The sequence below is a fragment of the Stappia sp. P2PMeth1 genome, from assembly GCF_900185735.1.
In the GTDB taxonomy this organism is placed as follows: domain Bacteria; phylum Pseudomonadota; class Alphaproteobacteria; order Rhizobiales; family Stappiaceae; genus Stappia.
Genome location: NZ_FYAW01000037.1, coordinates 1 through 19,250 on the forward strand (window position 1 = coordinate 1; position 19,250 = coordinate 19,250).

Below are 19,250 nucleotides of genomic sequence, written 5' to 3' on the forward strand. Positions count from 1 at the left end.
TTATGCCGATATCGGCATAAGGGGCATTACTCCGGCGCTCCGAACCGCTGTGACCGCCAATTCGGCAAGCGCTTCGGCGACGACGCCTACGCCATGGAAGAACTCGTGGCCGAGCTGGGCGCGGCGTTCCTCTGCGCCGACCTGGGCGTGACGCTCACCCCGCGCCCCGATCACGCCGCCTACATCGACAACTGGCTGAAGGTACTCAAGGCCGACAAGAAGGCGATCTTCACCGCCGCCAGCGCCGCCGCCAAGGCCACCGACTTCCTCGGTGGCCTGCATTCCGAGGACACTACCGAGGCCGCCGCTTAGGCGGCCTCACCTCACTTGAATAGCGGTATGGGCCCATAGTTGACTGTCAGACATTTTCGTCTCATTTCCGTATTGCGGCTGTTCACTCTTTTGACGGTGCCATCAGCAGCCCTGACACCCGCTGCTTGTCGATGGCCGAAGGCTGGCCCTGCGGACCGCAGGGGCGGGCACGGCCGATCCGGAGTTCGACGACACGAAATGCGGTCACTCTGGTGCCTCCAGCACCAGCGCCATGATCTGCGCCCCGAGCGCCAGATCCGACACCTGCCCGAAGTGGCGCGCCCGCATCCGCCCCTGCCGGTCGATGAGCACCAGCGTCGGGGTGCCCTGCAGGCCCCAGGCTTCCATTGTTCGGGGCATGGGGTCCTCGCTGGGGGCGTCCACCGCGACCGGAAAGCGGATGCGGTATTCGTGCAGGAAGGCCCGCAGGGCAACCGGCGTCATGGCGGAGTGGTGCTCGAAGACCGAATGTAGCCCGATCACCGCCACCTCGGCCAGGTCGAAGGCGGCGGCGATCCGTTGCGCCTGCGGCAGGCCGTGACTGACGCAGCCGGGGCAGAGCATCTGGAACACCTCGACCACCAGAACCCTGCCGGTGAAGTCGGCCAGCGAAAGCGACGCATCGGCGTTCAGCCATTCGGCAGCGTGAAACGGGACAGGTTCGGCCATGATGCCCTCATAGGCTTGGGCGGCGGCAAGCGACCGCCGCCCGGCGTTGTCAGTGGTTCACCCGGCCCGGCAGGCTCAGGTCGCCCGAGGCGACGTCGAACACGTCGGTCACGCACAAAAGCGGTGCATGGATGTTGGCATTCACCCGCAGCGCTGCCGTCACCCCGTCAAAGCTCGCCGCCTCGACCGCACCGATATCGGCGAAGGGAGCGCGCACCGACAGGGTCTCGCCGGCAAAGATCGGCGACCAGCCGGGGCTGTCGAGCAGCAGCGGCAGTCCGGGCCAGGTCAGCGGCAGCGCGGGGGTGGCGCCGTCGGGGATGTCGATCACCTTCAGCGCGCCCGGCCCGCAGGCCTCGTCCGCGCCCAGAACCACCCAGTGGCTGTGCCAGATGCCGCCGTCGTCGTCGGTCCGCCCGGTGTTGCCTTCGTCGAACAAGGGCGTGTCGTCGAAGTCCGGGTGGATGGTGACGGCAAAGGCCAAGATCCCCGCGCCGGGCTCGAAGCCCACCGCCGAGGGGTCAAGGCTGGTCGGCCAAACGTAGGAGAAGACCGACGCCCCGGCCAACCCATCGGCCGGTTCCGGCACGGTCGCGCCCGGCGTGCCGGCAACCGACATGGCGAAGGTGGCGATCCGGCCCTCGGTGGTGATCGTGGCCGAAACGATGTCGAAATCGGCGTGTGCGACAGTGCCGGCGGTCGCGGCGATGCCGTGGGCATGATCGCCCTCGCCATGCGCCCAGGCCGCTGTCGTTGCAACCAGCAGCGCCGCGCTCGTCAGGATGGTCAAGCTCCGCATCACGCTGCTCCTCTCACATCGGCCAGTGATGCACCGAAGTTGATGTGATAGGGCACCCCATCGATCACGAGGGCGGGGACCGAGGCGACCCCGGCGGCGTCGGCCTCGGCTATGCGGGCCTTGTCGGCGCCGAGGTGGACGATCTCGACCTCGTAGCGCTGCGGATCGAGCGCCTGCGCGACCTGCTGTTCGGCTGCAACGCAAACGGCGCAGCCGGCATGGTAGAACGTGGCTTTCTGTGGCATTGTGAAACGTCTCCTGTCTTTTCGAGAGTCGGGTCGGACATCAAGGACGCCTCGCCCGTTGCCGCGGGCGGGGCGTCCGGCTTTACGGCTCAGGCCGCTTCGAACCGCCGCCAGATGGCGGCGGCTGTCTCAGCAGGGGCCGCTTCGTGTTCACCGCAGTCGAGGCGCAGCTGCGCGTCCCCGAAGGCGGCGTCCACAAAGGCGCAATGATGCGGGTAGGCCGCATCGGCATGGGCATGGGGGCGGAAATGGGTGCAGGTCGCACACATCCGTTGCACCGGGATGGCGCGCGCCTCCTGCAGGGCGCGGATCAGGCGGGTGAGCATACGCAGAAGTGACCCGGACTCGGCTGCGGGCAGGTCCGACACCGCGGCTGTCAGGACGTCGGACGCGGTGGCCAGCCGTTCCGCGATGTGCTGCCCTGCAACGCAAAGTGCGACCCGTCTGGCGCGGCCGTCGTCGGGGTCAGGCTGCCGCATGACAAGCCCTTTGGCCGCAAGGCTTGCCACAGAGTCGCTCAGGCTTGCCGCCGAAACCCCGAGAGCTGCGGCCAGATCGACCTGCCGCACCGGCCCCCGTCGGGCAAGATGGCCGAGGATTTCGGCTTGGGCGGGGTTAAGCCCTTCGGCCGCCGCCGCCTGCCAGACCCCTGCCCGCCAAAGAACGGCTAATCGGCCAAGGGCGAAGGTAATCTGATCGGATGGTTCGGACATAAGGGTTCCATGGAGGTTATTTGATTAGGATTCCTAACTTTAAACAAGGCGAACGTCAACGGTTTTCACGCCTGAGCTTGATAAGAAAGAGTACTGCCAGTTCTTGTTCGCGGCTGCGATCGTGGCGAAACGAGTGGCAACACCCTGGCTGTGGGACGGAGCGCACTGCCAGCGGCTGCTAGCACAGGGGGCGAAGCTGGCGGTCTTCACGCGAAAATCGCTGTCGTTCGACGGTTGGCGGCCCATTCCCGCCTTTCGTAGGAAGTCGACATGCTGCGATGCAGCTTGCCTGAACTTGCCGGCCGTCTCAAAGTCAAGCAAACTAGGTGCTGATGGCGCCAGTTGGAGCGGAGTATTGGCAGATCGACTTTCAGACCGACATGGCTACCGCAGTGCTGACGCCGAAATCCTCGTTCACGAGGACGCGCCCGTAAACTTGTGCTACGTAATTCCGCTGATTGCGCAGGACGTTGGCACGAGTCCGTCGGCCAAGCTGGAAGGCCAAGGCTTGGTTTATCGATACCCAGCGGAATGGTATTCTCCACCGCAGGCCTTTTTTTGAACGACTCGGCATCGAGTATCTGACGGTCGCTATGGATGAATCCGATGGTCGCCGCTTCGGCGATATCGTAGTGCTGGCGAGGGCGAGGACAACTTCGCAGAGTTCGTGAATGTCTGGATTAGCCTTCGGTAGCGGACTCTCCAGCAACCTCAGCGAACGACCGGTCACCGCCCTTCGTACTTGTCTAGTAGGCTGTTGAAGAAGTCAGTCACGTTCGCAGACGAAGCCCGAATGATCTCGATTGTGAATGCAGAAGTGGCCGACGAGGTGGCCAGCGGCGCCGATGGCGGGGTCGTTCTCGTCCTGTCCTTCCCGCGAGAACTCTGCACAGGCCGAGAACGACCCCGCGTGCTGTAGCGGACGTCGAGGAAGCCCTTGAACGCCCCGGATATGGACGGCCCGTCGGGCCGAGGCCGATCCTTGATCCCGCCTTGGCGCGATAACGTCTACTGCCAGCTTGTGCCGACCCCGCCGGCCTTGCCCAAGGTCGCCGCCCGGCCTTCCCGCTCCATTCGGGCGGCTGACGCCGCCCTCCCGTGTTGGCCGGATGCCCGAGGGGTGGCCCTTGGATCTCTTCGGACGGCGATCTGACGCTCACCCCGCGCCCGACCGTTCCGCCTACATCGACAACTGGCTGAAGGTGCTCAAGGTCGACAAGAAGGCCATCTTCGCCGCCACCTCGCAGGCGACCAAGGCCACCGACTTCCTCGGTGGCCTGCAATCCGCTGAAGTGGAGGAGTCGGCCTGACGGCCGCTAATCATGAGTTGTTCGATACATTAGGTGGTGTTGAGTGCTGGCGATAACTGGCTAATGAAATTATCGCTAAGCTCGACCAGAACGCCGTTCGCAGGCTCATAGCAACGACGGTTCGCATTTCGTAAGCGTTGCCCGCCAATATCCATCCAACCAAACCAAGGAAGACTATGGCGGTCGCTGCAGCGATCGCCAAGGCAGATATAGGCGCCCACCCACGCTTCAACATCAATCCAGCGCCGGTGGCGATATATGCGAAACCGGCTGCAAAGTTGAAATGCAATACGAAGGGAACGATTTTTGCTGTGGAGGTTTCTGTTCTATACAGATCAAAAAGAGCGTTTCCTCCGGAAACGAGTGTGGCTATTCCGAACAGAAGCGCGATTCCAGCAAGTACTTTAGTTGCCAAATTTGATGTCCAAACAGACACCATGACTTCTCCTCCTTATTCATTTCGGAAGGCGCGTACTACCGCTCCAATCTGAAGGCTAGTTTGCCGCCTCTCAGGCCGACATACCCGTTTTCGGAACGAACCAGTTTGACGCATCGTTCGGGAAGCAGTGCCCCAGGTTTAAGGCATAGGCCATCCGGGGTCGGCCGCCACTTCGGGGACAGGTCCATGATTTCGCCCACCATTTTTCCTGTGCCATTCTTGAAAAGCACAAGAGTTCCCACGCGGCCATCGTCTGTCGTCATCTTCCATGGATGCCCATCTGTAATATTATGGGCTGGGGACGGCTCCTCCGCCTTGCTCGCGTTATTCAAAGCCACGGTTGCCATGACGAGTGCGAGCCATAATATCTGTAATACGAAGCGCCTTTGCTGAAGGCTTCCACGATTAATTCCTTTTAACTTCTCCACTTTGTCGGCTCCTAAGGTCAAGATGTTTTGCCAAATGGGGAACATGTTCGTTTGTGCTGTCAGTCAAAGCCGCGCCCCTCGCCTGCTTCTTCATGCGTCACGCCGTCTCTGATGTGATAAATGCGCCTGAAGGTCGGGATGATCTTCTCGTCATGCGTGACGACGATGATGGCCGTTCCAAATTTGACTGCCATGTCGTTGAGGATGCGGATCACGGTCAGAGCACGCACGCTATCAAGCGGCGCAGTCGGCTCGTCGGCAAGAATAACTGGTGGCCGGTTGACCAGTCCGCGCGCAATCGCGACCCGCTGTTGTTCTCCGCCAGATAGCTGCGATGGCATGGCGGCAGCGCGATGCGCGATGTCGAGAGCCTTCAGGAGTTCACTCGCGCGCTGGCGCGATTCATTATTGGGAACACCCGCTAGCATCGGCAGCAAGGCGACATTGTCGGTGACGTCCAGAAAGGGGATGAGGTAAGGCGCTTGGAAGACGAAGCCGATCTTGTCCCGCCGCAACGCGCGAAGGTCTGAAATTTTCCAGCCGTCGTCATAAATCACCTCGTCGCCGAGAGTCATACGCCCCCCGCTCGGATCGATCACGGCACCCAAGGCTTTGAGCAACGTGCTCTTGCCCGATCCCGACGGACCGATCAGGCCGACCACCTCGCCGGGTGCGACCTGCATATTGACGTCTTGCAGGGCATCGACGGCGGTGTCGCCGCTGCCATAGCGCTTCCTAATTTTCTCGATGAGGATTCCGCCGCTGCCCATCTCAACCTCCGATGGCCTCGGCGGGATCGACCTTGAGCGCCATGCGGATGGCGACGACGCTGGCTAGTGCGCATATGACGATGACGGCTATGAGCCCGATCATAGTGTCTACGGAAAGAAGAAGGACGAATTTCGGAAAAAGAGGTGCCGCGAAGGTTGCCGTGATCTTGCCGACGACGAAGCCGATCAATCCAAGTACGACGGCCTGCTGCAGGATCATGGACGCGATGGTGCGATTGCGCGTGCCGATCAGCTTCAGCACGGCAATCTCGCGTATCTTGTCCATCGTGAGCGTGTAGATGATGAAGGCGACGATGGCGGCGCTGACGATGGCCAGGATGGCGAGGAACATGCCGATCTGCTTGGCGGACGTCGCGATGAGTTTCCCGATCAGAATTTCTTCCATCTGTGGTCGCGTATAAACCGTCAGCCGCTTCCACCTTGCTATGTCAGTTGCAATGCGCTCCGGGTCATAGCCAGGTTTGACGCGGACCAGGACTGCGTTCACGTAAGGGTTGCTGTTTTGCGAGGCGATCACTGCGTCCAGCAAGCCAGGCACCCAGGGCCGGTTGAACTCTGGATTTTCGCTGGTGCGTCGGCGCTGACGGACTATGGAGTCGTTGTCCTTGAGGAATTGCGCTTCCTGCGCATCCTTCAGCGGGATGAAGACCATCGGATCGCCGCCTGACGATACTGTCCGCCGGGTGAGGCCCACAATTGTATAATGGTTTCGTCGAATAACGATTGTGTCCCCAAGGGAAAACCCCGTAGCGACATCGGCCACCGCCTCATAGTGGCTGCGCGTGATCTGCCGTCCTGCGACAAGAAACGGTGGCCGGCCGGGTGTCGCCATATCTCCCGGCGCGATGCCCACCACCATGGCGCGTACGTCCGAGTTTCCCTTTTGAACCTGCATCGTCAGATAGGTTACGTTAGCGACCCGCTCGACGCCGGGGATCGCCAGGATCACGCGATAGATGTCATCATTGATGCTTGAGGATTCTGCGTATGGGCCGAGTGTGTTCTGCTGGACGACCCACATGTCGGCACCGCTGTTGTCGAGCAGCACCTTGCCGTCGTCGACCATCCCTCGATAGACGCCAGCCATGGTGAAGGTCACACCGATGAGCAGGCCAAGCCCGATCCCCGTGAAGACGAACTTGCCCCATGAATGCAGAATGTCACGTCCGGCGAGGCTGATCATTTGAGTAGCTCGGCAGGATTGTCGGCTACACGAATGCGGCTCGTACTTGCCAATCTGGATGCGCTGTAAACAACGATCTGATCCCCGACCTTCAGGCCTTTTGTGACCTGTACGATCCCTTCCAGGTCTGCTGCTCCGAGTTGGACCGCCGTAAAGCGGATTTTCCCGTCTTCGATTTTCCAAACGCCCAATTTGCGTCCGACATTCTGGATCGCAGCGTTCGGGATTGTCGGTGACGCGGCAAGCTCCGGCAGGGCGACCGATACCTCGGCCAGTTCTCCAATCGGAGGCAACGGCTCGGGAAGCGTGTCGAACTCTACCTTGGCCAGATTTTCTTCCGTCACCGCGTCCGCAAGGACTTCCACACGCGCCACTCGTCCCGGTACGCCTTTGCCGGCGCGTGAACGCAATGCAATCGAGGCGGGTAGGTCCTGCCGTAGGCCTGTTGCCGCAATTTGGTCGAAACGGGTATTGATCCAGAGGTTCGTCGGATCGATCATTTCTATGACCGCTTGGCCGGCAACCAAGGTCGTTCCCGGTTCAGCCTTGCGTGCTGCGATCACCCCGTCGACCGGCGCACGCAGAACCAGATTTTCCCGTTGCTTGATCAGGCCGTCGCGGTCGGCGCGATTGCGTTGGAGATCCTGTTGCGATGCAAGGAGATTCGACCGAGCGGCCGAGAGAGAAGCGTCAGCCACCTGGCTGTCCTGCCGCTTGGTTTCCACCGCGACTTGGCTGACGGCGCGGGTCTTCCAGAGCTCTTCATAGCGTTTCGCCTGGGCAAGCGCGAAATCATTACGCGCCAGTGCATCGTCTACCTGCGCTTCCGCAGTCTTTATTGATGCTTCTGCCCGGCCGATCGCCGCATCGAGCGCTGCGATGCGGGCGTCAAGGTCCACCGGGTCCATTTCCGCCAGAACCTGACCGGCTTTCACCCTATCGCCCACATCAACATGTATCTTGGCGATGCGACCTGCGAAGGTGGGGCCGATCTTGTAAGAGAAGCGAGCTTCAACCGTGCCGATGCCGAAGAGAGCAGGTGAGATTGAGCGGACCTCGACGGCAGCGGTAGTGACAGCGACCGGCGCGAGCGGCCCAGAGCGCAACACCACGTAGCCGAACAAGGCGGCAGTCACGGCTCCGACGCCTATGAGCATCAATGTGCGACGCTGCAATGAAAGCAATTTCACGGGTTTGCCTCCATGCATGCGTGATATGATTCGAAGGCATCCAGAGTCGCCTTGCGGATGCTGTCGAGATTCCCGGCGATCAGCGCTCTAAACACCAGATGTTGGACGGCGGCTATGAACAGACGGGCAGCAGTCCTTTTCTCGATCGTGGTTCGTATTTCGCCACACTGCCGGGCCTCTTCGATTATGCTGGAGAGATGCCGTTCGTAGCGCTGGATAACTGCCTCGATCATCACTCTAAGTGCGGAGCTGCTCGTCCTGCCGAGCGCGCCCAGCAACATGCGTGGAATGTTCGGATGATCCGCGAGATAGGCAATATCAGCCCTAAACATAGCTTCGAGGGATCGAAGCGGAGATGTGGCGGCCGAGAAATGCGGATGGGTCATCTGGCCGCCTCGACAGCGCGTCGATACAGCGCAAACGCTCCTGGTGCACTGGCGCGGATGCGTTTGACGTCACCGGCGATGAGGGACTGCATGACGAGACCCTGAATTGTACCGATGAAGAGTGTGACTGCGGCCTTGTCATCCAGCGTCGCGGCCAACTCGCCACGCTCCTTGCCCTCCGCAACGAGCCGTCCGAGGCGCTCGCCATAACGCTGGATCAGGGTGTGCGCCATACGCTTGGCTACTGTCTGCTCAGCGCGTTGCAACTCTCCAAACAGCATCCGGGGCACGCCGGGGTGCTCGGAGATGAATTCGATATGCGCAGTGAACGCAGCCTCCAGCGCGTCAAGCGGAGAGGCCGCAGCGGAAGTCGCCTTGTCGATCCGTGCCAGCAAGCGCTCTGATACCCATTCCATGACGGCCTGAAGAATCGCGTCCTTGGAGGGGAAGTGCCTAAACAAGGCCCCTTGGGTCACTCCCATCCGCTTGGCGATCGCGCCAGTTGTGATGTCTGTAGGATTTTGCTCCGCCGCCAAGTCGATGACGGTCTCAACCGTCACCTCACGTCGCTCCTCTGCGGAAAGGTAGGCCGTTCGCGAGATCACAGGCACCTCCAAAAGATAGTGATCAATTACTATCTATCAGATCATGAGGCGCGGTTCAAGCTCCCAACGACCGGTATCTCTAAAGACCCAGACATTAGGCGGTGTTGCCAAAGTGCCTGATCCACAGCCGGATGGCTCCGATGAGCGCTAAGCCGAGGTGGCTGGCTGAGGTTTTGTCTTAGCGGGTCGCGAGGTCACCATGAGAACGCCCGATATCGTGGTGCGAAGGGCTTGAAGCTAATCCCTTATTTTTCGCGCCCACCAGCACTCGGCGGGCGCGGACGATGGTGCTGTCGACCATCTGGACGCTCTGGCATGCTCCTCGTCGCTCTCTTTGAGAGCGTCGAGGATGACGTCCCAAACCCTGGTCAGGGTCCAGTGCCGGAACTGGCGGTAGATCCTGGCCCAACTTGGGAAAGCTCGCGTCCAGGTCACGCCACGGGGCGCCTGTGCGGGCGATCCAGAAGACGGCGTCGAGGATAGCTCAGTGATCCTGCGGAAGCCTGCCGCCGCGAGCGCCCTCGCGCACCAGAAAGATTGCGAAAATCGCCCACTCCTCGTCCGTCATCCGCCCTCGAACCACGGCCGCCCTCCCGCAAAGAGCAGCCTTGAAGCAGATCGAAGACGATTAGGGAACCCCCTTTGTCAACACGCCCGCGTCAGCAGTCTGAGGCGACCTCACGGCCGCCTCTTTCTCGCTCAAAATCAGCCTCTGTGCATTGTCCGGTCCGTCAAGACCGTAACGATACAGCGTTCGTGCAGTCACGCTCGCCCATGACGCATTCCAGTACACGTAATTCCAGCCTGGCCGGAACCTGCGCGCAGGGGACACCTACGAACTGAACAAAGCTCGTCTTGCTTCCGCCGGCAGGAACGTTGCTAACCGGACCAACATACGGCACCGATCTCCGGTTATCGTTGAAAGAAAGCCAATAGTTGAAACTCCTCAACATGGCGGAACCCCGGTTGGTGATTTCCACATTCACCATGCAGGTCCGGGTCGATCCTTCACCCAAATTCTCTTTGCCGATAATTTTGACATCGACCCTGTCGCCGCCATTGCAGGCGGTGAGTGCAAGCAACGCGACTACTGGAAACGTGCACCAACTCCTTGACATCCTGTCCTCCCGAAGCGGGTTGTCGAAAAAGCCAACCGACCCGCGTCGAAAAGAAATCGTGGTTTCTCTGCAACAGGGCGTCAGGCCGAGTGAGTGACAGAATGGGCAATAGTGTCGCTCGCCCAAGCGGTCCTGCGTTACGATTCAAGAAGTTGAAACAGTAACGGAGGGACGGCCTTCAATCACGCGCGAGGCGATATGGACTGGAGCCTGTTCGACACGGCCGGCCACCGGAAGTACCTGACCGAGGCCGAACGGCGGGCATTCATCAAGGCTGCGAAGAACCAGGCGCCGGAGGTCTACACGCTCTGCCTCGTGCTGAAGGATACCGGTTGCCGCCTTTCCGAGGCGCTTGCCCTGACCGCCGATCACATCGATCTGCGCGCGGGCGTCATCGTCTTCCGCAGCCTTAAAAAGCGCCGAATAGGCGTGCATCGGGCGGTGCCCGTGTCGCCGACGGTGCTGGCCGAACTCGACCGTGTGCACGGGGTGCGCGCCGCTCAGGGTGCTCCCGAGGGCGGCACTTCGGTGCGGCTGTGGCCGTGGCACCGCATGACCGGGCACCGGCGCGTGAAGGAGGTGATGGCGATGGCAGGTGTGAGCGGGCCGCATGCGACTGCGAAGGGGCTGCGCCACGGCTTCGGCGTGGCCGCGCTCGAACGCGGCATCCCGATCACCCTGCTCCAGAAATGGCTCGGCCACGCCAAGCTGGCGACCACGGCGATCTACGGCGATGCCGTCGGCGCCGAAGAACGCCGCATGGCCCGCAAACTCTGGGATTAACTGGATTTTTCGATCTTGATTTCTGTGACCGAATTGCCCATTCCGTCACATAAGGGAAGGATGGGATGCTCCTCTTTCCTGTCTTGTTGGGGCTCCCTTCACCGGTTTGGCGACGAGCTTGAGCTGCCCTATCCACCTTCACCACCGAGCTGTCCGATGGATAGGCGTGTTGCGCCAAGCACGGAAAAACCCTCCTGCCGAAGCAGGAGGGATGTCGTTAAAGCTGCAACGGCGCTTACGCCGCCGAGATGGCGGGGTTGGATGTCAAGCAGACGAGCCCGAGTAGGCTGATGTTTCAGCATGCAGAGCCTTATGCGGCGACGTGCGAACGGGGCTGACGCCCGCGCAAAAAAAGCCCGACATTGCTGCCGGGCTCTCTTCGTTTCGATGGCTACATGGCTGAATTGCCGGTGCCTACGGTACCGAACGCCGACTTGAAGCCTTGCGTCATGCCCTTGTAGAGGCCGGGGAACGCGGTGATGGCAGCGCCTGCGATCACGATCAGCAGACCCCACGAACTTTGCTGGGCCAGCCAGACCCACAGGCCGAACAAGGAAATGCCCAAACCGACCACCGTGCCGAGGTGACCGGTCAGTAGATTCTGCACGTCCGTCAGCAGGCCCTGGCCAGCGCTAGCATGGGCTACCTCGGGCGCGAACGAGAAGATGGCGAGCGCAAACAGGGTGAACGCTGTAGTAAGAATACTCTTTTCAGAAAAGTATGAGTTCATGAAATATTTCTCCTTATGCAATGCATATAAATATTATTGGGATATGTTGTTTCAATATCAATATAGTTAATTCATAATGATATGGAGTTGTCTCCATACAACTCAACAACGGGAAGGGCTATAGAAATATAGCCCTTTCTTTTAAGTTATTTTAGGCTACCGGCGTGGAGCCGAGGATGCACAAGACAATATATGAGAGATCCGCATTGCGGCAATCTACTTGCAGCAGATCGCATATGCATGCGTCCGTGTGCTGCTGGAGCACTCCCATCTGGTGCTACGGTATTCCGGGCCGCCGCTCGGATTGTCGAGAATCATGCCTCTCGCGGGATTGATGAAGTCTGGCGTCGGGGCGGTGCCGATGATGGCATTGGCTGAGCAGCTATGGTCTCCTCTTGCAACACAATCACTGTTACAGCCGCCCCCGGTCAGGACTTCGCCATCCAGGCAACTGCCGCCCGGCCTGACGCGGCATTCGGAGATCCCCTTTCTTACACAGACGGGTTGCCCGCCGACCATGGACTGGAGAACCTCGTTCTCAGGGCAGGAAATTGCCGAGATGTAGAGCATTCCGTTCAGACCGGTTGGGCCACTCGAGCCTGGGTTCCCGCTGACCAATATTCTCAATGATGTTTCGATGGTCGAGAGTTGCGTCTGAAGTGTTTCAATTCGCTGATTTAGCTGGTTTATGGTCGTCTCGGTCCCGGTACGCAAAAGAACCAGATCGTTTTCGACGCGGCTGATGGACTGGCCACTGGTATTGTACCCCTTAGAGGTCATGACTTGGGCATAGGCATGCGATGTGGTTATCGCAATAGCAAAGACAAAAGTAGATATAAGGATCGAGCGATTTAATTTCATTTTCTATTTCTCAATATTTAGCTGTCGGTCTCTTATGTATTGTGATGCAACAAATCCCCTGACACTCTAAATAAATAATCATTGCGAGGCATTGATAAGAAAGTCCGCAGTTCCAACAATGTCGTTCTGAAGCGGGATCTTCCTACCTTTTCCTCGTGTGCGCAGATGCGCGCCCGTTACCGCTTCATCCTCAAACACATCGAAATCATGAGCCCGTCGCCCTATGCGGCGGTTGATGACCCATGTCCAAAAGCCTTTCGAAGTCGCTCGCCTTCGGCGCATTCGCTCTGGTCGCCAGCGTGGGCGCGCTTCTTGGTGCCTACCTGCCTGAATCGCTGGTCCTGTCCCTATCCCCAGCCATGTTCTTCGTCACGGTCATTTTTGTGTCCGCTTTGGTGCTTGTCCTTGGCGCCGATGCAACCGCGGCTTTGGTCATTGCAGCCGACTTGGGCGTTGCTTTCATCGCCGCTGTCGTTGCCGGTTGCTTGGCCGTTGGCGGCAATGCCGTCATCGTCGTCAGCGGTACTTTCCTTTGTGTCGTTGCCATCGCTCTGGCGATCGAGGCAATCGATTACGCCCGAAAGGGCACGTAGCGAGAGGCCGCCCCATCACAGGGGCGGCTTTTTGCGTGCCAGCCGACGTTATGCCGACCGATGTCCCCCTACCGCCGGTTCAGAAGCCAGGCATCGCTGTCGATAGCCGAACTCGACCCAAGTTGATCTTTTGCTATGCATGATGGAGCGAGCAGACAGCCATTCGGCCCCGCCTTGCCCGGAGCGACGACGAAACCTTTCTCGCACTCGGGTACGGCATAGTCGGGGCACTGGCTTGCGCCGATTTTGCTGACACATTTCGCCGGACCAACGCAGCCGTCTTTGCCGGCGGCGCCTCCCACCAAAACCTCTCCCGACCGGCACTGTGGTGGCATGTAGAGCGGGCAGTCACGCTCGACCGTTTTCTTGCGACACGTCGGGGCAGAGATACACCCGCTTGCGTCGGGAGAGCCGGCGACGAGCACTTCGCCGGGGCCGCACTGCGGCGGCATGTAGACCGGGCATTCGGGCGAGTTCGGAACCAAGACCCCGGCCGAGCCCAGCAGTGCAGCCAAGCGCTTAACCTCGCTCCTCAACGTCTCGATGGTCTTCGCGTTTTTCTCTATGGCCTCGGTGTTGGACGAGATCGCTCTGTTCATTTGGGCCGTAATCGCCGTCGTCGATTGCTCAAGCAGGAGAACGCGATTTTCTACATGACCGATGGAACTGCCAGTACCTCCGTAGCCCTTGCTCGTGACTGTCTGGCCTAAAGCGATGGGAGGAGAAAATATGAGTGCGAATAGTGTCAGTAATGAAAATGCGCGCATTTCGGGAGCCAATTTAGTTTTGCTTGCTCGTCTTATGGTGAGAACAGAAAATATAGACCTGACAGGGAGGCACTCTGACTGCGGCGCCTCCGCCGCTTACAGGAGAGTGCCTGAGATATTGAAGGCCTAACCGGTCGATTTAGACTGCCCCTACGGAATATCGTGCCCGTTGCGCTGGACGGCACCGTTGGAAGCGCGCGAGTCCCCCAGGGAAACAGGACTTTGTTCAACAGGTGCATCAGGTTGCTGAGGGGAAACGCCTCTCTGTATGAGTTGTGTCAAACAGAAAAGAACAAATCTACAAAATGGCCGAAAGCTGGAGAAATCCAAAATAATTGAGTCAGCTTTCGGCCTCGAAAAAAAACAACCGAATACCGATAGATTCGGTCATTGAAATACGACAATAAAGAATCCGGTGGTTCTTGCCTCTCTACGTGCTTACCACTCTCGGCGGCACTGGATACGGTGCGATAAGAGTGGAGGCAGGCACATCCTTTCCTCGTGCTTTGGCGAAAGCGCCAGGCACAGCTTTTCCCTCTGCCTTACCTCCAGCTCCCCGTCCTACCGGACTACTTCGGCAGCTTGTTAATTGAACAAGAGCCGAATCCTAATGGGCTTGTCGCTGCAATATTGTCCGACGAAATGTAAGGAGTTGGGGTAGAGCATATCCTTCCCTCATGCTTTGCGACTAACATTCTGGTGGCAAGCACAGCTTTCCCCACTGTCTTACCGCCAACTCCTCGTCCTGCCGGACAACTTCTCGACATCCGCCGAATCTGCAAACCTCTTAAGCAGCCCGCTCCATATTGGCATAACTTTCCGAGCTGAAGCGAAATTCTGATCCGTCCACCCACATGCGGTGCATCGTAATGGCAAGCCTTCTTGCGACAGCGACTCTGGCGTTTTTCAAGCTGCTACGTTTTGCAATGCGCAATCCCCAGGCTTTAATTGGGTTGCTCTTCATGGACGGCCGTAAGATAATCGATGCTGCTTCAAAGAGATGGTTCCGGAGCATGGCGTCACCTGATTTTGAAATGCGGCCGTTATAATCAACGTCACCTGATGCATACTTTCGGGGAGTTAGGCCGATCACGGATGCCACATCCTTGGATTTAGCAAAACGACTCGGATCATCGATGACTGTTTTGAAGAGGATAGCAGTGAGTGTTCCTACACCAGGCGCGGTCGTCAATAATTGACATACCGGGTCAGTTCTCGCGAGGCCTACAAGTATCCGGTCTAGTTCCCGAATTTTTTCAAGAGCAATGTACGCACTTCGAGTAATGGTTCGACCGCGAGTTCAAATTCACCGTCGCCTTTGATCAACTCCCGTATGCGACCGTCATACCGCGCAGTCGTTACTTCGCCTGCCTTGAGGCCGAATACCTTAAGCGTGCCGCGAATCTGGTTCTCAAGGACAACCCGCTGATCCACTAAGCAGCGACGGTTGTTTAATAGCATTCGGATGCGTTGGCTTTCGTCACTTTTGACATGTACTGGCGTGAACAGGTTGGTGCGCATCAAATGCGCTATAGCTCTGGCGTCGTTCCGGTCACTTTTCACAGCTTGGAGATTTATAATCGCACTTGTTCGACGCGCATCAATGCAGGACACGTTATATCCAGAGTGGAACAGGTCCCAGTACAGCCATACGGACAGGTTACCTGCTTCCAAGCCAATTTTTTCGAACGAAACATCGGAAGATTGGAGAAATTCCCTAATGCACGACGGATCTGTGGAAACCATACCTTCTTTAGTGATTTTGCCTTCGTAATCCATGATGCAAATGGCAGTTTCCTTGTTGGAAACATCAAGTCCAGCGAAGTATTTCATCGGCATATAGGTCCTTCGTGTATTGTTTGTGTTCTACGCGCACCCCCATGTCAGTTTACTTTAGCGAAGTTTGTCTATTTTGGGACGCTCAAAACTCATACACTGTATCCTTTCCCCTGGCCTCAGCCTGATGTCTTCGGCGCACCCCATTCTGCGGGAGTGCCCGCAACGCCCCGGTAGGCCGCCGCGCCGGGACACGCGCTGACGCTGCCCGACGCGGCGGCAGCGGACGGCCCTTTGGGCCGGAGTTGATCCTCTGATCGCGCCTTGGCGCGATACCCTCTTCTGCCAGCTTATGCCGACCCCGCCGGGCTTGCCCAAGGTCGCCGTCCGGCCTGCCCGCTCCATTCGGGCGGCTGACGCCGCCCTCCCGTGTTGGCCGGATGCCCCCTGACGGGGCGGCTCCCTTGGAGCCCGTCGGATGTCGGCGCGCCGCCGCCAGGCTCAATACAAGCACGTCCTCGCACTCCACCGTCTGTCGTCGCTCGCCGCTGGGCAGAGGGTAATGCGCGGGGCGTGGGTGTCCTTCGCAGCCTTGAACGACTGAACGGAGGACTTCGGCCATGAGCCAGACCAACATCACACCAGACCATCGCAGCGCCTTCGAGGCGCTGACCAGCGGCGCGTTTTCCAACTTCGCCCTGTTCTCCTGCTTCGCGGACGGCCAGCCCGCCGCCGCCATCTGCGCGGTGACCGAGCAGGCGGGCGAATACCTCATCCGCCCGCTGTTCGTGTCGGTGACCGACACGATGCGCCTGACCGACCATGTCGGACGGGAGGCCGCGCAATGATGCCGCTTCTCACGGATTGCCAGCATGCGCGCATGCTGGCCAATGGCCGCGCCAATGCCGAGCGCATGGCGGATGACGGCAACACCCAGGACTTCTGGCCTGTGGTGAAGCTGTTCTGCCCGTGGGGTGCCGCGACGTGGCTTCTCTCGGAGATCGACCCCGAGGACGAGGATATCGCCTTCGGCCTTTGCGATCTGGGCTTCGGATGCCCTGAATTCGGCAGCGTCCGCCTGTCGGAGCTTGCCGCCATCCGTGGCCCCGCTGGGCTGACCATCGAGCGCGACCTTCATTTCAAGCCGACCAAGAGCCTGACGGCCTATGCCGCCGAGGCGAACGAACACGGGCGCATCAGCGCCTGACAACCCGCGCCCGCGTCACGGCGCGGGCGCTCACCCCATCGAAAGGACCTGAACCCATGACCATCGAAACCATCCCCTTCTCGAAACTCGCCCCGACCGAGGGCGCCAATCCCCGCCGCAGCATGGACGCCGCCGCCATCGAGGGGCTTGCCGCCTCGATCAAGGCGGACGGCCTTCTGCAAAACCTTGTGGTGCGCAAGGACGGGCGGATGTTCCGCATCGTCTCGGGCGAACGGCGCTGGCGCGCACTTGCCCTGTTGGCCGAGCGCGGCGACATCGGGAAGGATTATCCCGTGCCCGTGGAAGTGCGCGGCGGCCTGTCGGAGGCCGACGCGCTGCGCCTCGCCACCGTCGAGAACATCCAGCGCGAGCAGCTTGCCCCGATGGACGAGGCCGAGGCGTTCGCCGCCCTGTTGGGCGAGGGGGCCAGCCTTGAGGATGTGGCCGCGAAAGCGGGCGTGTCGGTGCTCACCGTCAAGCGCCGCGTGGCGCTGGCCAGTCTGTGCGATGAAGCCAAGGCGCTTGTGCGCGAGGGGGAGTTCTCCCTGTCGGTTGCCGAGGCGCTGACCTTGGCCACCAATGACCAGCAACGCGCCCTCATCGAGCGGCTGGAGCAGGGCTATCACTACGATGCCGACGATGTGCGCGGCATGTTGACGGGCGAGAAACCCGCCGTGTCGCTGGCCATCTTCCCGATGGCGCAGTACGCGGGCACCGTCACCGCCGACCTGTTCGCCGATGACGACACTACCTTCTTTGACGATGCCGAGCAGTTCCACCGCTTGCAGTCGCAAGCCGTCGAGGCGCTGGCCGAACATCACCGCGAGGCGGGCGCGGCCTTTGTCGAGGTGCTGACCGAAAACTACGCACCGTGGTGGCAGTACCGCGAGGCCGATGCCCAGGACGGCGAGGCGGGCGGCGTGGTCATCCACTTCAAGCCGAGCGGGCGTGTGGAAGTGCGGGAAGGGCTTGTCCGCCGCGAGGTGCGCCCGAGCGTGGCGGAGGAAACCGCCGACCATCCCGCCGCGCCGAAAGAAAAGCCCGAATATACGGGCGCGGTCATCCGCATGGTCGCCGCCCACAAGTCGCTCGCCGTCATGGCGGGGCTTCTGGCGAACCCTCGCAAGGCGCGGGAGGTGGCCGTGGTGACGATGCTGAATGCCTGTGACTGGACGGCGCGGGCGCGTCTCGATGCCCATCCTGCGCTCGCCTACTTCGCGGGCGAGGATGCGCAGCCCGACACCTACGCCAAGGTGGAAGGGGCGGCGCAGGTGGTGATGGAGGCGCTCGACATCGCCGCGACGCTCACCAGCCGCTATCCCGCGCCCGACCGTGGGGCATGGGAGACGCTCTTGCGCCCCCAGAAGGAGCCGCTGGCGCTCTACGAGGCCGTGACCGCCCTCGATGATGCCGCGCTCGATGCGCTGCATCTGCTTCTGACCACGCTGACCTTCGGTCAGGGGAACATGGACGCGCTCGACGCGGGCGCGAGCCTGTTCAACCGAGTGGCCAGCGATCTCGGGGTGTCGATGCGGGATCATTGGTGCCCCGACGAGGCGTTCCTGACCCGCCGCCGCAAGGATCAGCTGGAGGCCATCGCCAAGGAGACGGGCGCGGTGACCCGCCTCGGGGCGCTCAAGGACTACAACAAGACGCAGCTGGCCGCTGCCCTTGCCCGTCACTTCGAGCGTTGCGCCGCCGATGACAAGCTGATCGCCGCCGACCTGAAAGCCCGCGCCAATGCATGGCTTCCCGAGGCCATGCGCTTCGGCGGGGTCGCGGTGGAGGGCGGCGACATGGCCGAGGCCGAGGAAGTGACCGAGGTCGAGGCCGATGACGCGATTGGCGACGGTTTCCCCACGCCCGCCGTCGCCGAGGACGCGCAGCCCGCCCACGCGGCCTGACCCGTCCAGCGAAGCCCGCCCGCCATGGGCGGGCTTCGTCCTTTCCTCATTTCGTCAATTCCTCATCCGAAAGGTGTCCCATGCCTACCATCCTCGGCGCAGTCGCGCTTTTTGTCCTCGCCGCCTACATCGCCCATGTGACCGGCAATCCCGAGAACTTCCTCTGGACGATCGTCGCCGTGCCCTTCGTCATTCCCGTCACCGCCATCGTGCTCTGGATCATCGGCAAGCTGCTGGCCGCGTTCCGTGGCCCGCCGCCCTCACCCTGACGGACAGGGAGCCGTCGCCATGCCGATCATCGTGACCCTCACGCTCGTCATTCTCTCCGCCTTGGGGCTGTTCTACGTCCTGCTCATCCTCGGTTGGCTTGTTCGGGCGATCCGAAGCGGCTAGAAACCCCGCTGACCGCGTCTGTTTTGAGTGCACTGCGCCGAATTGGCG

Annotated in this window: 25 protein-coding genes; 9 read left to right on the top strand and 16 right to left on the bottom strand. The window is 60.4% G+C overall.

Translation table 11 applies throughout. The features are described 5' to 3' along the window. Positions 1-312 (top strand): zincin-like metallopeptidase domain-containing protein (locus P2PM1_RS20965; RefSeq protein ID WP_244301587.1); only part of this gene is annotated, 312 nt, incomplete at its 5' end. 82 nt (positions 313-394) lie between these two features. On the opposite strand, the gene P2PM1_RS25725 is transcribed toward P2PM1_RS20965, so the two are convergent. The 5 genes from P2PM1_RS25725 to P2PM1_RS20985 all read right to left on the bottom strand — a co-directional run bounded on the left by P2PM1_RS25725 (position 395) and on the right by P2PM1_RS20985 (position 2,738). Next, positions 395-520 carry a hypothetical protein gene (locus P2PM1_RS25725; protein WP_256376482.1) on the bottom strand — a complete coding sequence of 42 codons (126 nt, stop codon included), beginning with the start codon at positions 518-520 and terminating at the stop codon, positions 395-397. Next, positions 517-981: a redoxin family protein gene (locus P2PM1_RS20970; RefSeq protein ID WP_186400406.1), complete on the bottom strand. Its 465-nt coding sequence runs from the start codon at positions 979-981 to the stop codon at positions 517-519. Before P2PM1_RS20970 ends, P2PM1_RS25725 begins: the two co-directional genes overlap by 4 nt. A gap of 49 nt (positions 982-1,030) precedes the next feature. Continuing rightward, complete coding sequence (locus P2PM1_RS20975; protein WP_186400407.1) at positions 1,031-1,780, bottom strand: hypothetical protein; 750 nt, start codon at positions 1,778-1,780, stop codon at positions 1,031-1,033. Then, positions 1,780-2,025: a thioredoxin family protein gene (locus P2PM1_RS20980; protein ID WP_186400408.1), complete on the bottom strand. Its 246-nt coding sequence runs from the start codon at positions 2,023-2,025 to the stop codon at positions 1,780-1,782. Before P2PM1_RS20980 ends, P2PM1_RS20975 begins: the two co-directional genes overlap by 1 nt. 89 nt (positions 2,026-2,114) lie before the next feature. Then, positions 2,115-2,738 carry a MarR family winged helix-turn-helix transcriptional regulator gene (locus P2PM1_RS20985; protein WP_186400409.1) on the bottom strand — a complete coding sequence of 208 codons (624 nt, stop codon included), beginning with the start codon at positions 2,736-2,738 and terminating at the stop codon, positions 2,115-2,117. A gap of 1,127 nt (positions 2,739-3,865) precedes the next feature. Between P2PM1_RS20985 and P2PM1_RS20990 the strand changes: the two genes are divergently transcribed. After that, positions 3,866-4,048, top strand: coding sequence for a zincin-like metallopeptidase domain-containing protein (locus P2PM1_RS20990; protein ID WP_186400410.1), 183 nt, complete (start codon positions 3,866-3,868; stop codon positions 4,046-4,048). A gap of 10 nt (positions 4,049-4,058) precedes the next feature. Here the strand turns inward: P2PM1_RS20990 and P2PM1_RS20995 are convergent, their stop codons facing one another. The 6 genes from P2PM1_RS20995 to P2PM1_RS21020 form a co-directional block, all read right to left on the bottom strand. Then, a complete protein-coding gene (locus P2PM1_RS20995) occupies positions 4,059-4,487 on the bottom strand; it encodes a hypothetical protein (protein WP_186400411.1) in 429 nt (142 codons plus the stop codon). 487 nt (positions 4,488-4,974) lie between these two features. Beyond that, entirely contained in the window at positions 4,975-5,685 is a 711-nt protein-coding gene (locus P2PM1_RS21000) for an ABC transporter ATP-binding protein (RefSeq protein WP_186400412.1), read from the bottom strand. Position 5,686: 1 nt separating this feature from the next. Beyond that, the gene (locus P2PM1_RS21005) at positions 5,687-6,889 is read right to left on the bottom strand and encodes an ABC transporter permease (protein ID WP_186400413.1); all 1,203 of its coding nucleotides are present in this window, start codon (positions 6,887-6,889) and stop codon (positions 5,687-5,689) included. Then, positions 6,886-8,079 carry an efflux RND transporter periplasmic adaptor subunit gene (locus P2PM1_RS21010; RefSeq protein ID WP_186400414.1) on the bottom strand — a complete coding sequence of 398 codons (1,194 nt, stop codon included), beginning with the start codon at positions 8,077-8,079 and terminating at the stop codon, positions 6,886-6,888. The genes P2PM1_RS21005 and P2PM1_RS21010 overlap by 4 nt, the downstream gene beginning before the upstream one ends. Continuing rightward, entirely contained in the window at positions 8,076-8,465 is a 390-nt protein-coding gene (locus tag P2PM1_RS21015; RefSeq protein WP_186400415.1) for a TetR/AcrR family transcriptional regulator C-terminal domain-containing protein, read from the bottom strand. The genes P2PM1_RS21010 and P2PM1_RS21015 overlap by 4 nt, the downstream gene beginning before the upstream one ends. Next, the gene (locus tag P2PM1_RS21020; RefSeq protein ID WP_186400416.1) at positions 8,462-9,070 is read right to left on the bottom strand and encodes a TetR/AcrR family transcriptional regulator; all 609 of its coding nucleotides are present in this window, start codon (positions 9,068-9,070) and stop codon (positions 8,462-8,464) included. Before P2PM1_RS21020 ends, P2PM1_RS21015 begins: the two co-directional genes overlap by 4 nt. Positions 9,071-10,006: 936 nt before the next feature. On the opposite strand from P2PM1_RS21020, the gene P2PM1_RS21025 reads away from it, so the two are divergent. Both P2PM1_RS21025 and P2PM1_RS21030 read left to right on the top strand, forming a co-directional pair. After that, positions 10,007-10,285 carry a hypothetical protein gene (locus P2PM1_RS21025; protein ID WP_186400417.1) on the top strand — a complete coding sequence of 93 codons (279 nt, stop codon included), beginning with the start codon at positions 10,007-10,009 and terminating at the stop codon, positions 10,283-10,285. Positions 10,286-10,386: 101 nt separating this feature from the next. Then, positions 10,387-10,971 (top strand): site-specific integrase, encoded by a 585-nt coding sequence (locus tag P2PM1_RS21030; protein WP_186400418.1) that lies wholly within the window; start codon positions 10,387-10,389, stop codon positions 10,969-10,971. Between the two features lie 391 nt (positions 10,972-11,362). Here P2PM1_RS21030 and P2PM1_RS21035 read toward each other — a convergent pair whose 3' ends face one another. Next, positions 11,363-11,701, bottom strand: coding sequence for a hypothetical protein (locus P2PM1_RS21035; protein ID WP_186400419.1), 339 nt, complete (start codon positions 11,699-11,701; stop codon positions 11,363-11,365). Positions 11,702-11,917: 216 nt separating this feature from the next. Continuing rightward, entirely contained in the window at positions 11,918-12,562 is a 645-nt protein-coding gene (locus tag P2PM1_RS21040) for a hypothetical protein (RefSeq protein ID WP_186400420.1), read from the bottom strand. 242 nt (positions 12,563-12,804) lie between these two features. On the opposite strand from P2PM1_RS21040, the gene P2PM1_RS21045 reads away from it, so the two are divergent. Continuing rightward, on the top strand, positions 12,805-13,155 hold the full coding sequence (locus P2PM1_RS21045) for a hypothetical protein (RefSeq protein WP_186400421.1): 351 nt from the start codon (positions 12,805-12,807) through the stop codon (positions 13,153-13,155). A gap of 68 nt (positions 13,156-13,223) precedes the next feature. On the opposite strand, the gene P2PM1_RS21050 is transcribed toward P2PM1_RS21045, so the two are convergent. From P2PM1_RS21050 to P2PM1_RS21060, 3 genes are all read right to left on the bottom strand, one after another. Next, positions 13,224-13,922 carry a hypothetical protein gene (locus P2PM1_RS21050; RefSeq protein WP_186400422.1) on the bottom strand — a complete coding sequence of 233 codons (699 nt, stop codon included), beginning with the start codon at positions 13,920-13,922 and terminating at the stop codon, positions 13,224-13,226. A gap of 787 nt (positions 13,923-14,709) precedes the next feature. Next, the gene (locus tag P2PM1_RS21055) at positions 14,710-15,114 is read right to left on the bottom strand and encodes a transposase (protein WP_186400423.1); all 405 of its coding nucleotides are present in this window, start codon (positions 15,112-15,114) and stop codon (positions 14,710-14,712) included. 47 nt (positions 15,115-15,161) lie between these two features. Further along, entirely contained in the window at positions 15,162-15,755 is a 594-nt protein-coding gene (locus tag P2PM1_RS21060; protein ID WP_186400424.1) for a transposase, read from the bottom strand. A gap of 563 nt (positions 15,756-16,318) precedes the next feature. On the opposite strand from P2PM1_RS21060, the gene P2PM1_RS21065 reads away from it, so the two are divergent. From P2PM1_RS21065 to P2PM1_RS21080, 4 genes are all read left to right on the top strand, one after another. After that, complete coding sequence (locus P2PM1_RS21065) at positions 16,319-16,546, top strand: hypothetical protein (protein WP_186400425.1); 228 nt, start codon at positions 16,319-16,321, stop codon at positions 16,544-16,546. Next, positions 16,546-16,905: a DUF2958 domain-containing protein gene (locus tag P2PM1_RS21070; protein ID WP_208985370.1), complete on the top strand. Its 360-nt coding sequence runs from the start codon at positions 16,546-16,548 to the stop codon at positions 16,903-16,905. The genes P2PM1_RS21065 and P2PM1_RS21070 overlap by 1 nt, the downstream gene beginning before the upstream one ends. A gap of 56 nt (positions 16,906-16,961) precedes the next feature. Then, a complete protein-coding gene (locus P2PM1_RS21075) occupies positions 16,962-18,809 on the top strand; it encodes a ParB/RepB/Spo0J family partition protein (RefSeq protein WP_186400427.1) in 1,848 nt (615 codons plus the stop codon). An 80-nt stretch (positions 18,810-18,889) separates the two neighbouring features. After that, positions 18,890-19,078 (top strand): hypothetical protein, encoded by a 189-nt coding sequence (locus P2PM1_RS21080; RefSeq protein WP_186400428.1) that lies wholly within the window; start codon positions 18,890-18,892, stop codon positions 19,076-19,078. Positions 19,079-19,250: the final 172 nt, after the last annotated feature.